Consider the following 23,485-nt stretch of genomic DNA (forward strand, 5'->3'; position numbering starts at 1 on the left):
TGAGCTTTACAACAGATTGACCTAAGTGACCTATAGAGCCTTATAGCTTGATTTCCACTTCATTGATGTCACTGGCACTCGGAGTATTAGGATCCGCTTCTGCTAACATCTCAGCAGCAACAACTGGGGTGACCGTCAAACCAACGTGTACGTGATCCCCTTGCTCTTCCACCACCATTGGCGCTTTCACACGCATACGATGAATAGCGAACACCGCAACAGATAGGTTCATTAGAGCAATAAAGATAAATAGAGCATTGATATGCACCAAGTCCATAATCACAGATGCCACAAGCGGGCCGATGACGCCACCAGCACCGTTCAAAAGGATCAGCCCACTACTGGCAGACAAAACTTGCTCAGGTCGTAACTGATCATTCATATGTGAAGAAGACAAAGCGTACATCGGGAAGGTAAATGCTCCTAGGAGGAACATACCAAACATCATGATAGAGATATTCGACACGCTATGACCAAATGGCACCACTAATGCCGTCACAGCCCCCACTAAACCAACCAATAAAATGGTTAAACGTCGATCCTGACGATCTGATAATTTGCCAATAGGCCACTGCAACACCATGCCACCTAAGTAGCTGGCACCGATAAATAATGAGATATCAACAACGTCTAAGCCAATGGCTTTAGCGTACAGTGCTCCAAGACCTAAGATCGCCCCTGACGTGATGCCTGCGACAAACGCACCGGTAGCGCCAAGCGGGGCCGTCTTAATAAGCCCCAAAATATTAAGCTTTTCAGGGACCTCGATAGTTGGCGAAGGTGTTCTAACAAGCAGTAAAGGCACCACTGCCATCGAAATCAACACGGACGTTAAAATGAACAAGTCATAACCACTTGGAGACGCCGCGTTCAACAAGAACTGCCCCAATGTTTGGCTTGCCCAAATCTCGATAATGTAAATCGAAAACAATCGACCTCGAGTATTATTGGTAGCAATTGCATTTAACCAACTTTCGGTAACAATAAACAAGCCGGCATAACACAACCCTGTACCCATACGCATCAACATCCAGAACCATTGATCTACGATCACCGACTGCATCAAAATGGTAACTGATGCCAATGAGGCAACGGCAGCAAACACTCGAATATGGCCAACATTCTTAACCCATACTGGCACTAAAAGTGAGCCTAGGATGAAGCCAATGTAGTAGGACGACATGATTAAACCCGTCGCCGTCGTATTGAACGACTCAATCGATGCACGAATACCGATCAAAGAACTTTGCAAAGCGCTGGCCATCGTAATAATTGCCACGCCAAATAAAAGGCTCCAAATGGGTAATAAGGTCTGCTTAAACATGAATCACTACTCCACGGATTCAGGAAAGGTTCTTGACGCTCATCTTTCTATGCTTGAGCGTGCCGTCAGCAATAAACACAGCACAGTCATGCTTAAATAGATGAGCAAAATCAAAAGTAGTATGGGAGCGTGTAATCTTGATTACACAGTGATCAAAACAGGAAGTTTTTCAGGGCGAATAATGAAGCAAAAGAGCTTAAATTGCATCAAAAAAATGGCTTCATTGAAGCCATTTTTTGTGGAAATAATGATCAAGTTTAAATAATTAAACAGGATTACTTTTGATCTACTTTTTCGTGATGACGGCGCTTACCATCTTTGTCTTTCTTTTTCGCTTTGCAATCATCGCCTGCAGTTTTCTGAAGCTCTAAGAACTGCTCTTTTTGAGCGGCAGTCAAAACACTGAACATCTCATGTTCCGCTTCCATTTTCATAACAATACGCTCAGCACGTTTACTTGCCATGTTCCCTGCAAACTGTTTTGCTGCAGCAGTATCAAACTTATCCGCCATTACAATTTTCTGCATAGTCGCGTGAGCTTGTTCGCGATCTGCTCGTTTTTGTTCAATATCTTTTTCGGCATTAGCCTTGGCTTGTGCATGGCGTACAGAGCGCAACTCTTTCAACTGTTCTTTTTGTGCGCCACTTAGATCAAGCTTGTAAATCAGCCCTGCAGTACCTGAGCACACTTGATGTTCACCGTGTCCACGACCGCCTTTTCCGCCACGCTCATGCTGATCCCCTGCGGCAAATGACGATGCTGTGCCAAATACTAGTGGAAGAGCCAACGTTACCATCATTAGTTTTTTGCTTAGATTCATAATCTCAACCTCATCGTTGATAGAAAAACATGTTCGAAAGCTGTGTCACAGCACTTGGAGATAGAATATAAGCTGCAAGGTAAAGTGGCGTTTGGAGTGAGTAAAGTATCGTAAAGACATGACGATGACGATCATTTGTCAGTAAACTACCTACATATAAAGCAACACAACTTAATGAAAGAGTCTGTCCATGGCCCACATTCTTCTTATTGATGACGATACTGAATTAACTGAATTACTGTGCGAACTACTAAAGTTTGAGAACTTTACCGTGTCAGTGGCTCATGATGGAGAGGCTGGACTCAATATGATGAGCCCTGATGTAGACATGATCCTACTCGATGTCATGATGCCCAAGCTCAATGGCATCGAGACCCTAAGACGTTTACGTGAAAACTCTAATACCCCTGTCCTGATGCTCACCGCCAAAGGGGAAGAAATTGACAGAGTGGTTGGCCTAGAACTGGGAGCTGATGACTACTTAGCGAAACCATTTAGCGAGCGCGAATTGCTGGCCCGCATTCGAGCAATCCTACGACGCGCTCAAACCCACCAACAAGAGCCTCAAAGCGACTGTCTTGAGTATTTTGATATCAAACTCTATCCTGGCAAATTAGAAGCCTACTGCAGTAGTGCGTTACTGGAGCTGACCAGCACCGAGTTTGCTCTGTTACAACATTTCCTATCTCACCCGGGACAAGTCGTCACAAAAGAGACTCTAAGCTTAGATGTACTGGGTAAACGCTTAGCACCTTTCGACCGAGCCATAGACATGCATGTTTCTAACTTGCGTAAGAAACTGCCTGACTGGGAGAACGGTAAACCAAGAATTAAGACTCTTCGTGGCCGTGGATACCTGCTCACTCAAGGAGATGAGTAAACGTGCGCTTTCCCAAAATCACCAGTCTCTATGGTCGTATTTTTGCGATCTTCTGGTTCACCATGTTTTTGGTCTTGATGGCCGTTCTGTCATTACAACACTTTGATCCGCGCAAAGTGACCGATATCCCTGAACCTCATTATGATCGCTTACTATCAGCGCGAAATAAGATTCAAAGTCACTTTGCAGGACATAAGGACATTCAATCTATCATTGCCGATTTATATCGTAGTGCCAGCAGCCAAGAGCGTAGGGGCGATCATCGAGGTGGAGACAATGATGTTGAGATCTTTATCACAGACCAAGATGGCAACCTGATTACGGCACACGACAAGCGCTATTCAAACGTTAGGGCTTTGAGGAACTTCGTTACTAATATCGATAACACCGACACCCCGAAACAGCGTCTATACGGCAAGTTCATGTTTGCTGGGCCAGTGCCTATCCGCCTTGCTGGCAATGACTATCTATTTTACTTGAGTGTTAAATGGAACCGACCACCCAGCTTTTTGATACAACTATTCGATCACCCTTTTCAGTTACTGCTGGCCACTATGTTGATCAGTACACCATTACTGTTATGGCTAGCTTGGGCTCTCAGTCAACCCGCTCGACGTCTTGAAAAAGCAGCACAACGGGTAGCTCGTGGTGAGTTCTCGATTGATCCGGAACTGGAAAAAGGAACCAGTGAATTTAGCCAAGCCGGTGCAAGCTTTAACCAGATGGTAGAGGCTGTAAACCAAATGATTCTGCGCCAGCAGCGTTTACTGTCCGATATCTCTCACGAACTGCGCTCACCATTGACACGTTTAGGTATGGCAAACTCACTAGCGCAACGTAAACAAGGCAAAAGTCCGGAGCTCATTCGTATAGAAACCGAAACTCAGCGCCTAGAAGCAATGATTAGCAACTTGTTAGATTTGTCTCGCATGCAGGTAGACAGCCACAACAAGCGTGAAATACAGCCTTTGCAAAGCCTCTGGGAAACCTTATTACAAGACACACAATACGAAGCAGAACAAGTAGGCAAACAACTGTCTTTTTCGGATATTCCTAATCGTTCACTGTCTTGCTACCCGCCACTGCTAATGAGCGCATTGGAAAATATTGTTCGCAATGCCATCTATTACGGGCACTCATGCATCGAAGTGTCTATGAAAGAGGAAGCAAACCAAATCAGTATTCGAGTAGAAGATGATGGTGAAGGAGTACCGGAAGACGAACTGGAAGCCATTTTCCGCCCGTTTTATCGTGTTTCCACAGCACGTGATTCTCACAGTGGCGGCACCGGACTAGGATTATCCATCACCGAAAGCGCAATTCGCCAACACAGCGGCTCTATTCGCGCTGGCAAAAGCTCTCTTGGAGGGCTAATGATTGAAATTCACCTACCACTTCAAGCAAAGCACTAAAAGTGGGCAAAACCAGGTAAAATATGATGCGTCGACGCTCTATTATCGGGCGTTGGCGAGGACTTTAATCAAAACAGCTTGCCCTGTTAGCCAGCTAAGATCGAAATTCTCAGAGCTATCCAACTTAAGCATGACGCCCGCCTCAAGAGTTTGTTCGGTATTAGTCATCAAGCAGCGGAACGAACATTGACTCACCGCATAAATGCCAACATAGGTAATGTTCTCTGAAGTCTGCCAGTGATGTTCGCTAAAAGGCAACAGGGCACTGACTTCCGCGAGGAAGTCATCTTCACGAACCATGATATTTAAGTCTTCAATGGCACCGTGATGAAGCTTGGCTTGGGTCACCTCACCACCAGCAAACTTGGTCATATCTAATAGGCGAACAAGTTCATGTTGCTCGCTATCAGAGTGCGTCAATGTCATCCCCGCACCCGATATCAATACCAGAGTTCGATGTAAACCGGAGAAATCCGAGAACTCGCCGTCCTCGACAACGGCCGCTTGGCTGATGCGAAAGGCTAAACCTTTAGCATCGTCAAAGCGCTCAATCTCTAATGTTTCTCCTAAGCCATTTTTCCATGGCATGCGTTTGAAAGTATCGGATGACTTAATCTGCGTAAATCGATTCATAGGGTCCCTACTTAATTAAGTGTATAAGTGATTAAACACTTTAAACTCATAGTTGTATATACAAGAAAGGAATTGAGCATTAAAAAGCCCCTAGCAAATCTATGCTAGAGGCTTTAATAGAAGAAATGCTATTTTCTTATGAAGCGCGACTGAAGTGCTTACCAAGCAATGCATGATAAAAATCGTGGTCCGATAACACGCCAACACACTTGCCGTTTTCTTCTAACAGAATCGACAACTTCGTCTGGTAGCGGATTTCCACTGCATCACGCATGGAAATGTCCACTGGCGCCACAACGACAGAGTTTTCCGGTAGATCAGCGATGTCCATACCATGCTCCCAACGGGCAATGGCTACTGGCTCGCCATGTAACTTGGCACTTTCTAATTTACCATCTTGTAGGTCCGCCCAAAGATGATCTGTCAGCTTGTACAGGTTATCCATTTTGCCCAATTGAGCCACAGGGGTCATCAAAGCGTTACCACGTAATACGTTAAGCGGATTCGTATGTGCAACAAACTTTTCCACGTATTCTGTGGCTGGGTTCAAAACGATTTGCTCTGGCACGTCTTCTTGGATAATGCGTGCAGACTCCATGATGGCAATTTTAGAGCCGATCTTGAGTGCTTCATCCAAGTCATGACTTACGAACACAATTGTTTTCTTCAAAGATTTTTGCAACTCAATTAACTCATCCTGTAGCTGAGAACGAATCAACGGGTCCAGTGCGGAGAACGGCTCATCCATCAGCAGAATATCTGAATCCATCACGAATGCACGAGCAAGACCCACACGTTGGCGCATACCACCAGACAGCTCGTCTGGTTTTTTGTCACGCCAATCATAAAGACCTACCATTTTAAGTTGCTTAATTGCGCGCTCTTCACGCTCTTTCTTACCTACGCCTTGCATTTCAAGACCAAAGGCAACGTTCTCAAGCACCGTCATCCATGGCATTAAAGCAAAACTTTGGAATACCATTGAAACTCGGTTTGTTCTCATATGGCGTAGCGTATCTTCGTCACACTTCGCCATGTCCACCATGCGATCGCCATCTTTTACCAAGCAGCGACCTCGGGCAACTTTGTTGAGTCCATTGATAGCACGTAGCAGTGTTGACTTACCTGAGCCTGACAATCCCATCAGAACACAGATTTCGCCTTCTTCAATGGAGATGGTGGCATCTTGGACACCCACAACATCACCGGTACGGGCCAGAATCTCTGGACGGCTCATGCCTTTATCCAATAAACGTAATGACTCCAGCTTTTGGTTACCAAAGACAATGTCTAGATTTTCAATTTGAACCATTGGCATGGATTAACCCTCCGCTTTTGAGTTTGGCGTTTTACAAATACGATCTAGCATGATGGCTACCAAGACAATGGCAACACCCGCTTCGAAGCCTTGGGAAATGTTTACCGTATTCAGTGCACGCACTACTGGTTTACCAAGACCGTCCGCACCTACCAGTGCGGCGATTACCACCATAGACAAAGACAGCATGATACATTGTGTCACACCCGCCATGATACTTGGCATGGCGGCAGGCAGCTCAACTTTGTAAAGCAGTTTCGATTTCGTACAGCCAAAAGCCAGACCCGCTTCACGAAGCTCATTCGGAACTTTGCTGATACCTAGATAAGTTAGACGAATCGGTGCAGCAATGGCAAAGATAATGGTCGAGATCAATCCAGGTACATAACCTAGACCAAATAGAATCAATGTTGGGATAAGGTACACAAACGTAGGGATCGTTTGCATTAAGTCTAAAATCGGGCGCAATACGGTGTACAACCATGGACGATGGGCTGCAGCAATACCGATTGGCACACCGATCAAGACACTGATCATGGTCGCCGTCACAACCAAAACTAGCGTTTGGACCGTTTCTTGCCAGTAACCAAGGTTCATGATCAATAGAAAAGAAGCTGCCACAAACAGCATCATACCGACACTTCGATGCAACCACCAAACAAAGGCTAACACCAGTGCCACGACCGCGAATGGGTTCATCCATTCTAGGCCATCCACCATGGCAAAAATTAGGGTTTCAAGAGTGATAGAAATAAAATCAAAGAAAAAAGCTGCGACGTCAATTAACCAATTGACAAAGGTTTCCATGGTGTCGCCAAGTGGAATTTTGTGCTCTGTTAGCCAGTTCATATAAGGGTCTCCAAATAACTCATATCGTCATAAACACGCTGCTTAGTAGCAGCGTGTTTTTGTTTCATCATCATGACAATTGATTACAGACCCAAAGAGCCTTTTACTGCGCTCAAGCCTTCTGCTCCAGAAGTACTTTTCACGCCGTCAAGCCATTTTGTTAGCACGGCTGGGTTGGCTTTCAGCCATTTTTGAGCCGCGACTTCTGGCTTCTCACCATCATCTAGAATTGCGCCCATTACTTCGTTCTCCATCTGTAGAGAGAACGTTAAGTTAGTCAACAGTTTACCTACGTTAGGACATTCTTGGATGTAGCCTTTGCGAACGTTAGTGTGAACGTTAGCGCCACCGTAATTTGGACCAAAGAAGTCATCGCCGCCTTCTAGGTAGGCCATATCAAAGTTCGCGTTCATTGGGTGTGGTTCCCACCCCAAGAAAACAATCCACTTATCACGACGAGCATTACGGCTTACTTGTGACAACATGCCCGCTTCACTTGACTCAACTAACTGGAAATCACCTAGGCCAAATGCGTTTTGGTCAATCATGTCTTGAATTAGTCGGTTGCCGTCGTTGCCAGGCTCGATACCGTAAATACGACCATTGAACTCACGGGCATACTTGGCTATATCAGCAAAACTCTTCACTCCGCCATCAAAAGCAGCTTGGCTCACAGCTAAAGTATACTTAGCTCCAGTTAGGTTTGGACCAAGATCTTCTACCGTACCAGCTTGTAGGTAAGGTGCGATATCCGCTTCCATAGTTGGCATCCAGTTGCCTAAGAATACATCGATATCGTTGTTCGCTAGTGAAGTGTATGTCACTGGTACAGAAAGCAATTGAGTTTTTGTGCTGTAACCCAGACCTTCTAATACAGTTGAGGTAATAGCAGTTGTTGCGGTGATATCCGTCCAACCTACATCTGAAAAGCGAACCGTCGAACAGTCAGCCGCCGCCATCGATGAGGCGCCAGCGATGCACATAGCAAGTGTAGCGTGTTTCAATTTCAACATGGTCTATTTCTCCTGTGGATACAATGGTCAGAATTAATGGTAACTCATCTCAAAAATTAATCTTTTGTCACATTAAAATTACATTTAATAAGTTACATTCAGTAAGTGATTATTGAGTCAGCACCAATGAAATATAATCATTAATACGATCCGCAGCATGATGGTTATCAATACCTCCTGCCAAGGATCCTCTTAGCCACATACCATCAATCATAGCAGCGACGGTATAAGCTATCTCGCGCGCACGCTCTTTTTCAAAGCGTTCGCGGAACACCACAACCAAGCAACTCTGTAATCGGCGTGAGTAAACGTTCTGTAATCTAAATAGCGCTGGCTTGTGCATGGCCGAAGCCCAAAACCCCATCCACGCCTTAACCACTTGGGGACGTGTTTGAGATTGGCTAATACTGGCCTTCACAATCGCCATTGCTCTATCAAAAGTGTCACCGGAGCGTGCCAACTGCAGCTCGACGTGTAACACTTCAAAAAATTCCTTTATCAGGCTGCGCATCGTTTCTTCGAGTAGCCCATCCTTGCCACCAAAATAGTGGTTAATGATGGCGGGTGAGACACCTGCTCGTTTGCTGATAACGCTGACCGTTGCCCCCGGAAAACCGAGTTCATCTATTGCTGAAATGGTTGCATCAATAAGTTGCGGCTTTCTAATTTCCGGCATTCCAACTTTCGGCATTTGGATTCCTTTTTAATTAAACAACCATTTAATAAAAACTATAGTAGACAGAATGTCAGGGAGTGGTCAACCCTTAATAGCTCTAAATAGTTGTCGTCTAACGGTTAGATTACGGTGAAGGCTTGATGACTAAAGCGTTACAGTGAAAAAATTAATTTTGAAATTTTTCCTTGATCCCAATCAGGGGTAACATCAAATTTGCACATAAAACACACAATTTATCCAAAAGCGTCATATTGAATATTTTTTGTGTCATCAATTTCACAATGTATGGCAATATCAATATTGCTCTGCTTTAGCGTATTGATCTGCCTCCTTAGGAGTGTATATGAGTCAGGCATGGGATTTCGATAAAATCATCGATAGAAGTCATCAAAACAGTGATAAGTGGGGAAAATACCCTAGCGATGTCATCCCTATGTGGGTGGCAGATATGGATTTCGACTCCCCACAGTGCATTAAAGACGCTTTGGCCCAACGTATCGACGAAGGCGTGTTTGGTTACACCTACGCATCGAAGTCACTAGTAAGCTCTATTCAAGGTCATTGCCAGGCTCGTTATGATTGGATGCCATCTGCTGCACATTTTGTCCATTTGCCAGGTTTAGTATGTGCCCTGCATTTGGCTGTCAGAGCCCTTACTGAAGCACAAGATCGAATCATTGTGCCCAGTCCTGTGTATTACCATCTAACAAAAGCACCAGAGATGTCTGATCGAAAGTTGGACAGAATTCCTTTTGTACTCAAAGGAAATAGATGGTCTGTAGATCTCAAAACATTTGAAGAGTCATGTAATAAAGCGGATGCAAAGATGATTCTGCTTTGTAATCCACATAACCCTGGCGCCACGGTTTATACCCAACAAGAACTGTCAGCCATCCAAGCCATTGCAAAACGTTATGATCTTTTAGTGGTGTCAGATGAGATCCACTGCGACTTAATTCTTAACGTCGCTCGGCACATTCCATTTGCTAGCCTGAATGAAGACGCTGCCCAGCGCACCATCACCTTGATGGCCCCCTCTAAAACCTTCAATATCGCTGGCTTAGGTTATGCATTCGCCATTATTGCCAATAGCAAGTTGCGACAGCGCTTTAATCAAGCAAGGGAAGCCCTTATACCCGCCCCTAACTTATTGGCGCTAGTGGCTGCAGAAGCCGCCTATCGGAGTGGCCAAAGCTGGCACGAGTCATTGTTAGAGTATTTACGAGGCAACCTCCACTACATCCAAGAACGTATTGCAGGCACATCTATGCAGATGGCTGAGCATGAAGCAACGTATCTCGCGTGGCTCGACGTTCGAGCATATCGGCTTGAAAATCCCCACGACTTTTTTGTCAAAGCGGGTGTCGGTATTTCTGATGGCGCAGGATTTGGCGCACCTGGATTTATTCGCCTAAACTTTGGTTGTTCACGTTCGCAGTTAGAACAAGCCATGAATCGTATATTGATTGCTTTGGAATCCGAGTCTTAGCCCCTGCAAAAAGTCGTCAACATACGCCATGTAACATTTTCAGAGGTGTTTATGTTGACGACCTTAAAAGAAGTGGCATTACAAGGACTAAGCCCAAGTCCTGAGCAAGATGTCACAACCGATATTGCGACCTTAAAAGAACTTATCTTTGCTATCGCCCCCACCGCTCAAATCATTCCCGAAAAAGGAGTGAACGTGTTTTATCTCTTAGAAGATTGGGCATTTGCATTGGTACCTCACAAACAAAATTTGAGTCTATATCATGCAAGCGACTTGGATATTTCAAGCTTCTATGATCGCCTAAAGAACGTTCACTTGGGGGATCATTGCATACTGATCGACAGCCTCGATCGTGTAAACCTAAATGTACTGGTGGAACTTTTAGCCTTACTAAAAGTCGATATGGTAAGAAAACATCAGCTAGATCAAGCACTCCACTAATAAAAGTAGTGTAGACTAGCGTCATCCTTCGCAAAAATGGATCGGCATGATCGACTACCAACTGCGTCTACTATTGTTCTTATTTTTTGTTGTCGTGTTACTTAGTTGGCAACACCTGTCACCACGACAACCACTCCACTCGTGGCGTCTAAGATGGCGCCATAATATTGGCTTACTCTTAATTGATGCCTTAGTCGTTCGCATTGTACAACCGATTATCTTGGTCTGCGTCGCCTTACTACCCGCCGCCCCCTTTGCACCGCTTACCGTGTTGCCACCCACATTGGCTTTGGTCACGTCGTTAATTTTATTAGACCTACTTGTTTACTGGCAGCATCGATTATTTCACACCATCCCATGGTTCTGGAGACTGCATCGTGTCCATCACAGTGACCCAGAATTAGATACCACCTCAGCAGTACGCTTTCATCCACTCGAAATACTACTTTCACTGCTGATCAAAGCACTGGCGGTTTGGTTATTTGGGATCTCTGCAGCGGCTATTTTAGTCTTTGATATTTTGCTAAATGGCATGGCTATGTTTAATCACACTAATGTTCGTCTACCTTCTCGAATCGACGCCGCACTGCGCTACATAATCGTTACGCCAGCAATGCATCGTATCCATCACTCGCGCTTCAATTATGAGGCCAATAGTAACTTCGGCTTTTGCTTAAGCGTGTGGGACCGTCTTTTCACAAGCTATCGAAAACAGGCGCAATTAGGGGATGACCAGATCAACATTGGCATGCCGCAAGCACAGCACTATGCCCCTGAACGCTTTCAAGAACTGCTCAACATGCCTTTTAGATTCCCCCTCAAACGTAAAAGGCACTCGAAATAGGAGAAATAAATGTCGTATTACACATTAACAGCCATGGAAGCACGAGTAATAGGTTGCCTGATTGAAAAATCTATCGTGACACCGGATCACTATCCATTAAGCGTCAACGCACTGACCAATGCTTGCAATCAAAAATCGAGTCGCGACCCGGTGGTGAATTATAGTGAAGTCGATGTACAGGACACCTTAGATCAATTGGTTGCGCGTAGCCTAGTAACTGAGGAGTTCTACTCTGGAAGCCGCGTACCAAAATACCAACACCGTTTCTGTAATACGGAATTTTCTGATTTGCAGTTTAACTCTGGCGAAACCGCCATCGTTTGTATGCTGCTACTAAGGGGACCACAAACCCCCGGTGAGCTAAGATCTCGGAGTGGTCGCTTAAACGCTTTTGCAAGCATCGGTGAAGTAGAACAAGACCTAGAGTCCCTAAAGCAAAAAACAGGTGGGCCGTTTGTGGAACAATTACCAAGAGAACCAGGTAAACGTGAGGCGCGTTACCAAGAACTGTTTTGTACAGAGAGTAACCTAGACAGCGAAGAAATCTCTAATAATGCCCAAGTAAACCATGACAGTGCCGTCTCCCTCGAATCAAGAATTGCCGATTTAGAGCAAACCGTTGCAGACTTAACACAGCGACTAGCTGCCCTAGAGGGCCAGGCTGAACTATAATAGCGACATAACACTCACCTTCTTCCACTTAGGAGACTCCCATGAATGAAGTACGCTGGGGAATCATTGGTACAGGTACCATCGCTCAAGCCTTTGCTGCAGATTTTGCGCACGCTAAAACAGGCACTTTACGAGCCGTGGCTTCACGCAGTAAAGAAGCAGCAGATGCCTTTGCAGAGCGCTACGACATTGAGCTGTCGATGGTTGACTATTACTCATTGATTAACAGTCATGAAGTGGATGTTATCTACGTTGCTGTCCCCCATAGTCTGCACTTTGAGCTAACCAAAGCCTGCATTAAAGCCGGTAAGCACGTGCTGTGTGAAAAACCGCTTACACTTAACGAAGCACAAGCTCAGGAGCTCTTCGAGCTTGCTGCACAGCATGAAGTTTTCGTTATGGAGGCCATGTGGACACGCTTTAATCCCGCATTGGAGCAAGCGATCGAATGGGTCGAAGAAGGTGAGATTGGTCTACTGCAAAGCGTTCAAGCAAGTTTCTGCTTTAATGCAACAAGCCAGTCAGAAGGCCGTTTGTTTAATAAAGATCTCGGCGGTGGTGCATTACTCGATGTGGGGATCTACCCGATCTTTTTAGCACAACTGTTCTTCGGCAAACCGGATTTTATTCAGAATCAGGCCGTCGTTGGAGATACTGATGTGGATGTATTCGAGCAACTACTATTAGGTTGGGAAAGCGGTCAGCTAGCCAGCCTAGAAGCCTCCATTATTTCACAACAACCTAATAGAGCGGTTCTGTCTGGCAGTGACGGTTACATTGAGTTTGGACAAGAATGGTATCAAACCAAAACCTTAACCTTGGTTAAAAATGGCGGTGCCGAGCATGCCATTGAATTCGACTTCCCAGGACTTGGCTATCAATTCGAAGTGGAAGAAGTGAATCGCTGTTTGCAAGAAGGTCTACTGCAAAGCCCAAATCACAGTTGGGAAGACACGCTTAACTTGTTAGCAACGATGGATGAAGTTCGCCAAGATATCGGTGTCTACTACCCAGGAGAACCTGAGCCCTGCGGACACGACTGTGATATCGAACATCACCATCATGAGCATGGCCATCACAAGCACTAACTTTTCAGCCAATTAGACTGAACACACTAAATTAGCCAATGAATCTCAAAAACGAATCATTGGCTAATTTAACACCTACTCTAAATATCCCTATCCTAACCAGGACTGTGCTAATGCAATACTAAATGGCACGGTCACGAGTGACATTGCCGTTTGTAAAGTGATGAATGCTGCCATATTGTCCGCATCGCCCCCCAATTGCTTTGCTAACGCATAAGCAGACGTTGCTGTGGGTACCACACCAAACAACAACGCGACGTATACGGCTAAGCCTTGGATTTCCAGCAGCCAGCAAACCAATAATACCGAACATGGGAACACAGCAAACCGCCCCATTGCAGACCACCAAAACGAAGCGCCGACAGCGCGAATAGCGGTGAGCTTTACTCCCGCGCCAACCGCTAAAAGCACCAACGGCAGTGTTGCCTGAGCAAGCATTTGTGTCATATCAGAAACAATTGGTATAGGCGTCAAATTGGCTGCGTTTAACCCCAACCCTAGAGCAATCGCTAAAATTAAAGGGTTTCTCAATAACTCTTTAACAATCAGACGCCCCAAGGATTGTTGTTTTTTCCCATGCATCGTAACCATGGTCACCACCAGAAAGATATTCACTGATGGTATCAACACGGCTGCGCCCAACGCGGCAAATACAAGTCCTTCGGTACCATACAAACGATCTGCCAAGGCCAGAGTGATAAAGGTATTAAAACGCACAGCACCTTGTAGCATAGATGTAGTGGTCGGGGCAGGCACATGGATTAATCGCGCAGCAATGTAGGTAAAAATAGCCGTGATCAACAATGCACTGATTAATACTATGCCATAGCGCCCTAACATAGGATTGGTGAAATCAATGACACTGGTTTTGGAGAACAGTAGCGCCGGAAACAGACACCAATACACCAGTTTATCCACGCCCTGCCAAAAGCCTTCAAAAGGGAAACGCCAACGTTGTAACAAAGCCCCCATAATCAACAGTAGAAATACTGGAAGAATGGCAATGAACAATGACATGGTAATTCCCTTTATAAAGATCAGATAAACTGATTAAAAACTGCTAAATATTGCGTTTTTAATTTACTTTTTCGATATATAAACTCATCTCATACACTCGATACGAGTCTCAATTAGGAGTTTATGATGATTACTATACGACCTGCAGAAGAACGAGGCCATGCAAATTTTGGTTGGTTAGACAGCCACCACACTTTTTCATTTGGTCATTATTATGATCCCAAACATATGGGATTTTCTTCGTTACGCGTCATTAACGATGATACGGTATCTCCAAGCATGGGCTTTGAAACCCATGGACATAAAGACATGGAGATCATCAGCTTGGTAACACAAGGCACGATTGCTCACAAGGACAGTGCTGGTAATGTACGCGAACTGCCAGCTGGAGAATATCAACTAATGTCTGCCGGTAAAGGCATATTCCACAGCGAGTTCAATGCATCGAGAACTGATACGTTGAAGTTTCTACAAATTTGGATTCAACCAAACAGCGTTGGTGGTTCGCCTGGTTATCAGCAGAAAAGCTTTGGTGAATCAGAAGGCTTCACTTCCATCATTACACCAGATGGTCGCGATGGCACCTTGCAAATAAAACAGGACATGTCTCTGACACAGCTAATATTAAAGCAACAAGATAGTGCTAAATGGTCTATTCAAAAGGACCGTCGCTATTATGTTCACATTGTCGAGGGCCAATTGACACTGAACGATGATATCGAGCTTGGTCAAGGTGACGGAGCAAAGATCGAACAATTGGAATTACTGAAATTTGCCAAGCAGTCTGAGCAAGTCAAAGCGCTACTGTTCGACTTGATTTAGACACTGAAACACTGCATTTATTTTTCCATCATTTGTGACGCTAGTAATGCTTCAGCGTCTTCAACGGGTAAGGGCTTAGCAAACAAGTAACCTTGCCCTAATTAAGGTTGGCTGTATCAGGCCAAACATTTCTTGTGCCTGATAAGCCAAATAGTCTCGTTCATGATTGCTATCATAGTTAGACATCAACCACTGTATGACCACCTCGGGATGTTTCATAGCATAGTCCCAGCCTTAAAGGCAGCAACTCTACCTGTAAACCAACCTCTTAATAATAGCCCAGCTGCTGCGCGGCATAATAACCAGCAAACTCAAAACTATGCTGTCGCGTTAGCTGCAAACGAACTGTGTCTGTGGCGGCTTGAGTCACCAACGAAGTCAACAACAAGCCCAACCAAAGCCCTATTTTAAACACTCATACACCTCAGAATACGGTAAAGGTCGTTCCTTTGCCCACTGAAAGTGCATCCGCTGCTAATTTATTATGTGTATAAGATTAGAGAGCTTCTTCGAGAACCTCTACTAAGGAATGTAAAAAATAGTTGTTATTAACTATTTAATTCGTACATGCCTTCCTTTTGGCATTCACCAGACAATTGCCACATCATGCGTTCATCGGTGATTTGTCGAAGATTATCGGAATTGCAGTTTTCAAGGTTTGCCTCAAAGGCATTATCGGAATCTGGAGTGATAAGAACGAAAAGAGCGACAGCTAAAACGCCAGCCATGTATAGGTATTTCATGATGATAGGTTCCTTCGCATACAGCTATTTTGATAAGCAGTTCGGGCGGCGATGACATTGCCTCAAACAGGTGCTGTTTATAGCAACATAATGCGCCCGTTTTGATGCGAAAGCAATGGATGATAATGACTTTTATTTGAGCTGACTCAAAATTTACTAATCAGCGCTAAAACACTTACTCAACATCAATGTTTTAGGCTCTAAGATTAGCAGTTATCAGTATATTTCTGGGAGTGATCGCTTTATTACAAAACGTAGTTATCAAGGTTTGATAACCTGCCTCTTCCAATCTTAATGCTCGGTCTAATACCAACCAAAGCTCAAGTGAACGACGAAAATACTGCATGACACTCTCCACTTTCTGCACCTGCATCACTCGTTGGTACCCTATGCTTTCAAATTCTTGCAAAGCTTCAGAGGACAACTTAAAAGAGAGGTGCTTTTGTTGAGAGGCCCAATCGACAAATGCAGCAAATCCATCGTTTAACAAAGCTTTGCCACAAGATGGCACCGGTAAATATGAATCCTGCTGTAAAACATGTCGCTGCAAAGCATCAAAACCTAAGCGGTACGCTAGCTCTACATCTTTTAAACGCTGTTCACGCGCCCCCGCCGTCACGACCTCTTTAACAGCCAGTTTTAAATTGTCTTGAGAAAGATGTGTACAGGCAGCTTGAGCAACTTGTGAGAGAGGACGATAGTTTGAAGACTTGGTTAAGTGGTAACAGCATGGAGAGATAGCCAAATACTGCACACTCGCTTCAATGGCTTGCTCAATCAAGGTGCTATGTAAATCACCACAGGCATGTAACGCCACCGCACTGCTTGCATCACACAACGCTGATTTGCCCTCACCTTTTAAAACATCGGTATGACTAAAACGCTGCGAGATTTGTCGCTTGCTTGCTTCCGCTTGCCCCGCTTCACATAAGCTGGCTTGCCACTCTAAACTATGCACAGAACAGTGATGTTGAAACGCAATCAGCTTACCCAGGTGTCCTTTCCCTGCGCACCACTCAACGACTTCGGATATTGGCTGAATTGATCGGCTAAATGCTTCGATTTGCGACCATTTGCGCCCTTTTATACCGGCTTTGAAATGGCTAGAAGGTTCGACAAGGACATCTGGCTGTGTAAAATCCCCCCAATTCCATTGCATAGGCGCAAAAGAGGGTAGAAACCGCAACAAGGCAGCTTCTACTTGATCAGAACTAGGAATACCCTCATGACAAGACAACCACTGACAAAGCTCTGGATCTGTCTGCAACCAAGGCAGCTCTAATGAGTGAAATGCCTGTACATCCCACAGGCGTTTATGCTCAAACAACCATGCATCTAATTGCCTAAATAGGTTTTGATAACCCTCTTCTGAGAGCAAGTATTTTGTAGTGTTCAATTTTTTGTACAGTTTATTAAAAGTTCGTAATTATTCACGTTTGATTGAATTGTATTTTAGCGTCAAACGGGCAGAATAAGAGAACCTTTTGGCCACTTAATACGTGAACTGAACCCAAACCCGTAAGGAAAACTCCCACTATGTTTAAACACTTGAAAGCCGTTCCTGGCGATCCTTTGTTAGCCCTAATCGTTGCCCACCAACAAGATCCGAATCCAAAGAAAATTGATTTAGGTGTGGGTGTTTATAAAGATGATTTAGGTCGCACGCCAATTCTAGAGTCCGTTAAAAAAGCGGAAGCTATAATGGTTGAAAACGAAGCAACCAAGGCGTATTTGGGAGTGTACGGTGCGGCAGAATTTGCACCACTTATTCAGAACCTATTGCTTGGCTCCAACAGTGACGTCATCCAACAAGGCCGTATCCAATCAACGCAAACACCGGGTGGTACAGGTGCTCTTAAGGTAGCTGCGGACTTTATTAGTGCTAACCTAAAAGGCGCACGTTTGTTTGTGAGCGATCCGACTTGGGGTAACCACACTTCTATCTTCAACTCTGCAGGCGTTGAGGTAATTGAATACCCTTACTACGATCCAGCAACCAACGATGTTCGCTTTGACGACATGATGAGTTTCCTGCAAGCAGAGCTAAAGGAAGGCGACGTTTTACTTCTACACGCTTGCTGCCACAACCCAACTGGCGTCGATCTAAAAATCGAACATTGGCATGCACTGACAGATTTGGTTAACGAGCGTAACGTACTGCCTCTAGTGGATGCTGCTTACCAAGGTTTTGGTGACGGTCTTGAAGAAGATATGGCAGGTCTACGTTACATGGCCGAACGCGTATCAAGCATGTTGATTGCTAATTCCTTCTCGAAAAACTTCGGTATCTACCGTGACCGTTGTGGTGGTTTAAGCGTCATTGCTGAAACGGCAGAAGAAGCGAAAAGTGCTTTCTCGATCATCGGTCAAGCTATTCGAGCGAACTACTCTATGCCACCAGCACACGGCGCAACCGTGGTCTACACGATTATGAACAACCCTGAGTTGTACGCTATGTGGGAACAAGAAGTGACGCAAATGCGTGATCGCATCAATGGCCTGCGTAGCAAGTTAGTGGAAAAACTAACGGCTTCTGGTGTGAGCAAAGATTTCAGCTTTATCGAGAAACAGCGCGGTATGTTCTCTTACTCTGGCCTAACACTAGAGCAAGTTCGCACATTGCGTTCTGATTATTCCATCTACATTGCAGACACTGGTCGCATGAGTGTAGCAGGTGTCAGCGATAGCAACATTGATTACCTATGCGAGTCCATTGCAAAGGTAGTTGGCTAATAAAGCGCACTACATATAGACAAAGGGGCTCATTTGAAGCCCCTTTTTTGACTAATGTAAGGTCGGTGACGAGCCTTCTGCACCAGAATCTATCTGAATTTCTGGGTGATTAAACTGAGCTAAACGCACAACTGAGGACTCCAAACTTTCTTGCCAGAACGTTAATTCCGCATCGCTCATTGCTTCCAGTTTCTTCCATCCGGCAGGGGTGCCAAAAAGTCGAACACTGGCTAGCACATCATCACGAAACTCTCGATCGCCAGCTTGATTTAGACCCGTCAGCCTCGCTCCACGCATAAACCCAACACACCAATCCTCAACAATGACCGTCACATGACCTGCTTGATCATCATGCTCAAGATAAATGGGGTTAAGGTTGCCGTTGATTAAACCATCAACCGCTTCCAAATGAAGTAACATCACCAAACCGTAAAACTCGTCTTCTTCCTCTTTACCACCCCATGTAGGCTGATCCTCGCTCGTTCCCCAAATTGCTGGAAACCAGTCATTTGGCGCAAGCAGATCTTTACTGCAACCGATAGCCGTCACAAAACCATCAAGCTCGGAAACACTCATTATAGAGCGCTCACTGCCATAGTTATGTAGGTAGTAATCGAGGCGTTCGTACATAGCCTCAATCGGCAAAGCATCGTCTTGCATGGTACATCTCTATTATTTGTTGAAAGTAGACACTAAGTGTAAACGGTTTTGTGGGATTTCGCAGGGGGGATTGTTCCGCGCTTACTCACTGAATGAGTCAACGCGGAACAAAGAGAGACTAATTAGCTTTTGGATAAATGCTGATTTCTACACGACGATTACATTTACGGCCTTGGCTGCTTGAGTTATCACAGATAGGTGATGTTTCTCCCATACCCATGGTCGATAACCGATTTGTAGCCACTCGCTGTCCAGCTAAATAACTACTAACAGACTCTGCACGCTTTAACGACAGCGTCTGATTGTAAGACTCACTTCCTGTACTGTCAGTGTGGCCAGTAATCATCAACACGGTATCAGGGTATTCGACAAGTACTCGCGCCACACCATTCAATGTGCTGTAAATAGAGGAATCCAACATGTATGAATCAGACTCAAAGCCAATGCCGTTTTCCATCACTAACACAAGTTGATCCTGTCCTACACGACGAACTTGGACACCTGAGTTTTGCAATTCCTCACGCAACTCAGCTTCTTGCCTGTCGAAATAGTTACCAACACCAGCACCCACTGCACCGCCAGCAATGGCACCAGCAAGCGCACGATTGCGTCTCTCTTTGGCGTTGTCACCAGTTCCTAAGCCTATGAGAATCCCAGAAACTGCACCAACTATCGCCCCTTTGGAAGTTGAATTCGTTTCAGTTTCTCCAGTCGTTGCGTTTTGACGTTGCATTGACTGACAACCACTTAGTAATACGGCCAAGGCTGCGACTGCAGCAACACTTTTGAGTCTAAACATCCTTCAATTCACCTTATTATCAATTTCAGTCGCTTTAGATTGTCACAGTATAGGTTTAAAACAAAATCACCACACTGTCAGTAAAGCACTCTTCACCTATTCTTATTAAAACTTCGTAAAACCTTTACGAATAGGCATAAAAATTCCTCACAAGAATCAATCAACCACGGCAAGGTTTCCATAGGTTTCTAGCCATGTTTTACGATCATTTGCACGCTTTTTAGACAGTAACTTGTCTAACACTTCACCAGTTGACAAGGGATCTTCCATCGTCAATTGAATGAGGCGGCGCGTGTCCGGTGCCATGGTGGTTTCACGCAGTTGAGCAGGGTTCATTTCACCCAAGCCCTTAAAGCGTTGTACGTTTGGTGTACCACGTTTGTTTTCCGCCTCAAGCTTATGCAAGATAATGTCTTTTTCTTCATCATCTAAGGCGTAATGAACTTCTTTACCCATATCAATACGGTAAAGTGGCGGCATGGCCACAAAGACATGACCATCTCTCACTAACGCCGGGAAATGACGTACAAATAAAGCGCACAACAATGTCGCGATGTGCAGACCATCAGAGTCAGCATCGGCCAAGATACACACTTTGCCATAGCGCAAACCAGATAAATCCTCGTCAGCAGGATCAACGCCCAGTGCGACAGAGATATCATGAATCTCTTGGGAACCCAGCACTTGAGTCGAATCTACTTCCCAAGAGTTTAGAATCTTACCACGAAGAGGCATGATAGCTTGGAAGTCCTTGTCCCGAGCTTGTTTGGCAGAGCCTCCAGCCGAGTCACCTTCCACCAAGAACAGTTCACTGGTACGACTATCTTGTCCTGCACAATCCGCCAACTTACCAGGCAGAGCTGGCCCTTGGGTGACTTTTTTACGCACCACTTTTTTACTCGCACGCAGGCGTTTTTGGGCGCTGCTAATAATCAGCTCGGCAATTTTCTTACCGTCTTCAACGTGCTTGTTAAGCCATAGGCTGAATGCGTCTTTTACCGTCGCAGAGATAAACGCAACGATTTGACGAGACGATAAACGCTCTTTGGTTTGTCCAGAAAACTGTGGCTCTTGGAGCTTCGCCGACAGAACGTAGCTACAACGGTCCCAAACGTCTTCAGCGGTCAGCTTTACACCACGTGGCAACAAGCTATGGAAGTCACAGAACTCTCGAATCCCCTCTAACAAGCCTGTACGAAGACCATTAACGTGGGTACCGCCTTGCGCAGTTGGAATAAGGTTGACGTAGCTTTCAGTGATCAACTCGCCACCTTCTGGTAACCACTGCACCGCCCAATCTACACCTTGGGTAATCTCAGTTACGCCACCAATAAACGGCTCATCAGGCAATAGTTCAAAGCCTTCGTTTGCTTTAAGTAGATAGTCTTTAAGGCCGTCTTCGTAGAACCATTCTTCACGCTCTTCAGCGGATCCACTTTGGTCAACAAACACCACATGTAAGCCTGAACACAATACCGCTTTGGCTTTTAGTAAGTGCTTTAAGCGCGTTAGCGAAAATTTACCACTGTCGAAGTATTTAGGGTCGGCTTTGAATTTAACCGTCGTACCCGTATTTTTCTTACCAACCGTTCCGACTTCAGCAAGCTCAGAGACTTTATGACCGTCTGCAAAGCCAATGTGATACTGTACTCCACCACGCTTAACCCACACTTCTAAAGAAGTAGACAGTGCATTGACGACGCTGACGCCAACCCCGTGCAAACCGCCTGAGAACTGATAGTTATCTCCAGAAAATTTACCGCCCGCATGCAGCTTGGTCAGGATTAACTCAACACCTGACACTCCTTCTTCTGGGTGGATATCAACGGGCATGCCGCGACCGTTATCTTCCACACTTAGGGAATTGTCTTTGTGTAATGTGACAATGATGCGATCAGCATGACCGGCTAAGGCTTCATCGACTGAGTTATCGATCACTTCTTGGGCAAGGTGGTTAGGACGTGTCGTTTCCGTATACATCCCAGGGCGTTTCTGTACAGGCTCTAGCCCGCTGAGAACTTCAATGGATCCAGCATTATATTCTTTTGCAGACATGGTATTTCCAAGGTTCGGGGCGAAGGTTCGCCAAATAAAGCAATATTGAGGAGAGTCTATAACGGGCTATTGGCAGAGGCAAATGCCATCAAAACAATAGGTTAATTATTCAACGAAAATCCTGCGAAGCTAAGCAATTCATCAAGATAGCGCTCGAAGCCTACAAAACTGTGGTCGCCATTTGGTTCGCAAATCAGTCGTGCCACAGTGGGATAGCATTGCAATGCTGCGCGGTAATCAAGCACTTCATCTCCTTCTTGCAGCATTAACCATAGGTTGTTGGGCTGACATTTTGGATTGGCTAACGCTTCTAACTCGTTAATGTGCTCTGTCGTCAGTACATATTCTTCTTGTGTATAAGGATTTACTTGCTTGCCAAGATAGTCTTGAAGCAATGTAGGGGCTTGCACTGCGGGGTTAACGAGTACCGCTTTCAGATCGTACTTTGCACTTAAATAAGCCGCGTAAAAACCACCTAGAGAACTGCCTACAAGCACGACGTCTTGGCCGTTGGATCGATAGGTTTCAATCATCGATTCTAAGCACTGAATGGCCTTGGATGGCTGCCATGGAAGCCTAGGGCAAACAAACTGTTCAGCAAAGCCAAGGGAGTGTAAACGCTCTAATACTTGCTGAGATTTGTACGACAGTTCGGAGCTATTAAAACCGTGAACGTAAATAAGCTGTGGCATCGTCATAGTTATTTAAATCAATCTTTAGTGCGGGTGAATAGGTTACGCGAATTGAAAATCCGGAAGGTCATACAGACGGTGGCCATGCTTTAAACACAGTTCAAGCAGATCGGACAACTGTTGATTGAGGCGAAACTTTTCATCTCGATGATGCATATCATCGTTTGGATAAGGGTAAGCGCCTTGGTAATGGCGGTGTCCATCTGTAATCTCAGCAATCCCCACGTCATGATACAGACGCACGGTCATTGTCAACTCACTGCTGAAAGGCAATTTAATACTGATTTCAGGGGCAAAGGTTAGCTTTACCTGAGCGGTAAAGCGGCTCTCTTCCATCAACTCCAAAGATAAGCGACTTTGTTGCCCCATGGTATGAATCGTAAAGTGCCAAGAGTCGTCTTCTTCATAGCCACGCACAAGCTTCCCAAGTCGGCGATAGTTCAACTCACCGAGCATTTGTAACTCTACTAGATTGGGAATGTATGGATGGGCCATGATATTTCT

At 45.1% G+C, this 23,485-nt stretch carries 25 protein-coding genes; 9 read left to right on the forward strand and 16 right to left on the reverse strand.

Going from position 1 to position 23,485, the window contains the following annotated elements; genetic code table 11:
• Nucleotides 1–40: 40 nt before the first annotated feature.
• Nucleotides 41–1,324 carry an MFS transporter gene (locus ACXAC1_RS03265; protein WP_475058695.1) on the reverse strand — a complete coding sequence of 428 codons (1,284 nt, stop codon included), beginning with the start codon at nucleotides 1,322–1,324 and terminating at the stop codon, nucleotides 41–43.
• Between the two features lie 275 nt (nucleotides 1,325–1,599).
• Nucleotides 1,600–2,145, reverse strand: a complete 546-nt coding sequence (locus tag ACXAC1_RS03270; protein ID WP_475058697.1) for a Spy/CpxP family protein refolding chaperone — start codon at nucleotides 2,143–2,145, stop codon at nucleotides 1,600–1,602.
• Between the two features lie 190 nt (nucleotides 2,146–2,335).
• Here ACXAC1_RS03270 and ACXAC1_RS03275 point away from each other — a divergent pair, with 190 nt between their 5' ends.
• Both ACXAC1_RS03275 and cpxA read left to right on the forward strand, forming a co-directional pair.
• Nucleotides 2,336–3,025, forward strand: coding sequence for a response regulator (locus tag ACXAC1_RS03275; protein ID WP_475058699.1), 690 nt, complete (start codon nucleotides 2,336–2,338; stop codon nucleotides 3,023–3,025).
• A 2-nt stretch (nucleotides 3,026–3,027) separates the two neighbouring features.
• Nucleotides 3,028–4,437 carry an envelope stress sensor histidine kinase CpxA gene (gene cpxA / locus ACXAC1_RS03280; protein WP_475058701.1) on the forward strand — a complete coding sequence of 470 codons (1,410 nt, stop codon included), beginning with the start codon at nucleotides 3,028–3,030 and terminating at the stop codon, nucleotides 4,435–4,437.
• Nucleotides 4,438–4,479: 42 nt separating this feature from the next.
• Here cpxA and ACXAC1_RS03285 read toward each other — a convergent pair whose 3' ends face one another.
• The 5 genes from ACXAC1_RS03285 to betI form a co-directional block, all read right to left on the reverse strand.
• Nucleotides 4,480–5,070 (reverse strand): HutD/Ves family protein, encoded by a 591-nt coding sequence (locus ACXAC1_RS03285; protein WP_475058703.1) that lies wholly within the window; start codon nucleotides 5,068–5,070, stop codon nucleotides 4,480–4,482.
• Between the two features lie 136 nt (nucleotides 5,071–5,206).
• Entirely contained in the window at nucleotides 5,207–6,388 is a 1,182-nt protein-coding gene (choV, locus tag ACXAC1_RS03290; RefSeq protein ID WP_475058705.1) for a choline ABC transporter ATP-binding protein, read from the reverse strand.
• 3 nt (nucleotides 6,389–6,391) lie between these two features.
• Nucleotides 6,392–7,237 (reverse strand): choline ABC transporter permease subunit, encoded by an 846-nt coding sequence (choW, locus tag ACXAC1_RS03295; protein ID WP_475058708.1) that lies wholly within the window; start codon nucleotides 7,235–7,237, stop codon nucleotides 6,392–6,394.
• An 83-nt stretch (nucleotides 7,238–7,320) separates the two neighbouring features.
• The gene (locus ACXAC1_RS03300) at nucleotides 7,321–8,250 is read right to left on the reverse strand and encodes a choline ABC transporter substrate-binding protein (protein WP_475058710.1); all 930 of its coding nucleotides are present in this window, start codon (nucleotides 8,248–8,250) and stop codon (nucleotides 7,321–7,323) included.
• Nucleotides 8,251–8,359: 109 nt separating this feature from the next.
• The gene (gene betI, locus ACXAC1_RS03305) at nucleotides 8,360–8,941 is read right to left on the reverse strand and encodes a transcriptional regulator BetI (RefSeq protein ID WP_475058712.1); all 582 of its coding nucleotides are present in this window, start codon (nucleotides 8,939–8,941) and stop codon (nucleotides 8,360–8,362) included.
• Nucleotides 8,942–9,269: 328 nt separating this feature from the next.
• Here betI and ACXAC1_RS03310 point away from each other — a divergent pair, with 328 nt between their 5' ends.
• Genes ACXAC1_RS03310 through ACXAC1_RS03330 form a run of 5 tightly spaced genes read left to right on the forward strand, consistent with a single transcriptional unit; the run spans nucleotide 9,270 to nucleotide 13,460 of the window.
• Nucleotides 9,270–10,415 (forward strand): MalY/PatB family protein, encoded by a 1,146-nt coding sequence (locus ACXAC1_RS03310; protein ID WP_475058715.1) that lies wholly within the window; start codon nucleotides 9,270–9,272, stop codon nucleotides 10,413–10,415.
• 51 nt (nucleotides 10,416–10,466) lie between these two features.
• Nucleotides 10,467–10,856 (forward strand): hypothetical protein, encoded by a 390-nt coding sequence (locus tag ACXAC1_RS03315; protein ID WP_475058718.1) that lies wholly within the window; start codon nucleotides 10,467–10,469, stop codon nucleotides 10,854–10,856.
• Nucleotides 10,857–10,902: 46 nt separating this feature from the next.
• Entirely contained in the window at nucleotides 10,903–11,700 is a 798-nt protein-coding gene (locus ACXAC1_RS03320) for a sterol desaturase family protein (protein ID WP_475058721.1), read from the forward strand.
• Nucleotides 11,701–11,709: 9 nt separating this feature from the next.
• Nucleotides 11,710–12,372 carry a YceH family protein gene (locus ACXAC1_RS03325; RefSeq protein WP_475058722.1) on the forward strand — a complete coding sequence of 221 codons (663 nt, stop codon included), beginning with the start codon at nucleotides 11,710–11,712 and terminating at the stop codon, nucleotides 12,370–12,372.
• A 41-nt stretch (nucleotides 12,373–12,413) separates the two neighbouring features.
• A complete protein-coding gene (locus tag ACXAC1_RS03330) occupies nucleotides 12,414–13,460 on the forward strand; it encodes a Gfo/Idh/MocA family protein (protein WP_475058725.1) in 1,047 nt (348 codons plus the stop codon).
• 90 nt (nucleotides 13,461–13,550) lie between these two features.
• On the opposite strand, the gene ACXAC1_RS03335 is transcribed toward ACXAC1_RS03330, so the two are convergent.
• Nucleotides 13,551–14,477, reverse strand: coding sequence for an AEC family transporter (locus ACXAC1_RS03335; protein ID WP_475058728.1), 927 nt, complete (start codon nucleotides 14,475–14,477; stop codon nucleotides 13,551–13,553).
• Nucleotides 14,478–14,600: 123 nt separating this feature from the next.
• On the opposite strand from ACXAC1_RS03335, the gene ACXAC1_RS03340 reads away from it, so the two are divergent.
• Complete coding sequence (locus ACXAC1_RS03340) at nucleotides 14,601–15,299, forward strand: pirin family protein (RefSeq protein ID WP_475058731.1); 699 nt, start codon at nucleotides 14,601–14,603, stop codon at nucleotides 15,297–15,299.
• Nucleotides 15,300–15,567: 268 nt separating this feature from the next.
• On the opposite strand, the gene ACXAC1_RS03345 is transcribed toward ACXAC1_RS03340, so the two are convergent.
• The 3 genes from ACXAC1_RS03345 to ACXAC1_RS03355 all read right to left on the reverse strand — a co-directional run bounded on the left by ACXAC1_RS03345 (nucleotide 15,568) and on the right by ACXAC1_RS03355 (nucleotide 17,438).
• Nucleotides 15,568–15,714 carry a hypothetical protein gene (locus ACXAC1_RS03345; protein WP_475058734.1) on the reverse strand — a complete coding sequence of 49 codons (147 nt, stop codon included), beginning with the start codon at nucleotides 15,712–15,714 and terminating at the stop codon, nucleotides 15,568–15,570.
• Nucleotides 15,715–15,847: 133 nt separating this feature from the next.
• Nucleotides 15,848–16,042: a hypothetical protein gene (locus tag ACXAC1_RS03350; protein WP_475058737.1), complete on the reverse strand. Its 195-nt coding sequence runs from the start codon at nucleotides 16,040–16,042 to the stop codon at nucleotides 15,848–15,850.
• A 193-nt stretch (nucleotides 16,043–16,235) separates the two neighbouring features.
• A complete protein-coding gene (locus tag ACXAC1_RS03355; protein WP_475058739.1) occupies nucleotides 16,236–17,438 on the reverse strand; it encodes a methyltransferase in 1,203 nt (400 codons plus the stop codon).
• 140 nt (nucleotides 17,439–17,578) lie between these two features.
• Between ACXAC1_RS03355 and ACXAC1_RS03360 the strand changes: the two genes are divergently transcribed.
• Nucleotides 17,579–18,775 carry an amino acid aminotransferase gene (locus ACXAC1_RS03360; protein WP_475058741.1) on the forward strand — a complete coding sequence of 399 codons (1,197 nt, stop codon included), beginning with the start codon at nucleotides 17,579–17,581 and terminating at the stop codon, nucleotides 18,773–18,775.
• 51 nt (nucleotides 18,776–18,826) lie between these two features.
• Here the strand turns inward: ACXAC1_RS03360 and ACXAC1_RS03365 are convergent, their stop codons facing one another.
• The 5 genes from ACXAC1_RS03365 to ACXAC1_RS03385 all read right to left on the reverse strand — a co-directional run bounded on the left by ACXAC1_RS03365 (nucleotide 18,827) and on the right by ACXAC1_RS03385 (nucleotide 23,476).
• Nucleotides 18,827–19,435, reverse strand: coding sequence for a UPF0149 family protein (locus ACXAC1_RS03365; RefSeq protein ID WP_475058744.1), 609 nt, complete (start codon nucleotides 19,433–19,435; stop codon nucleotides 18,827–18,829).
• A 118-nt stretch (nucleotides 19,436–19,553) separates the two neighbouring features.
• On the reverse strand, nucleotides 19,554–20,234 hold the full coding sequence (locus ACXAC1_RS03370; RefSeq protein WP_475058746.1) for a YiaD family glycine zipper/OmpA-like lipoprotein: 681 nt from the start codon (nucleotides 20,232–20,234) through the stop codon (nucleotides 19,554–19,556).
• Between the two features lie 156 nt (nucleotides 20,235–20,390).
• Nucleotides 20,391–22,289: a DNA topoisomerase IV subunit B gene (gene parE, locus ACXAC1_RS03375; protein WP_475058748.1), complete on the reverse strand. Its 1,899-nt coding sequence runs from the start codon at nucleotides 22,287–22,289 to the stop codon at nucleotides 20,391–20,393.
• 101 nt (nucleotides 22,290–22,390) lie between these two features.
• A complete protein-coding gene (locus tag ACXAC1_RS03380; RefSeq protein ID WP_475058751.1) occupies nucleotides 22,391–22,987 on the reverse strand; it encodes a YqiA/YcfP family alpha/beta fold hydrolase in 597 nt (198 codons plus the stop codon).
• 36 nt (nucleotides 22,988–23,023) lie between these two features.
• Nucleotides 23,024–23,476 carry a DUF1249 domain-containing protein gene (locus ACXAC1_RS03385; RefSeq protein ID WP_228190860.1) on the reverse strand — a complete coding sequence of 151 codons (453 nt, stop codon included), beginning with the start codon at nucleotides 23,474–23,476 and terminating at the stop codon, nucleotides 23,024–23,026.
• Nucleotides 23,477–23,485 lie beyond the last annotated feature (9 nt).

Source organism: Marinomonas sp. AWM4_232, assembly GCF_056158325.1.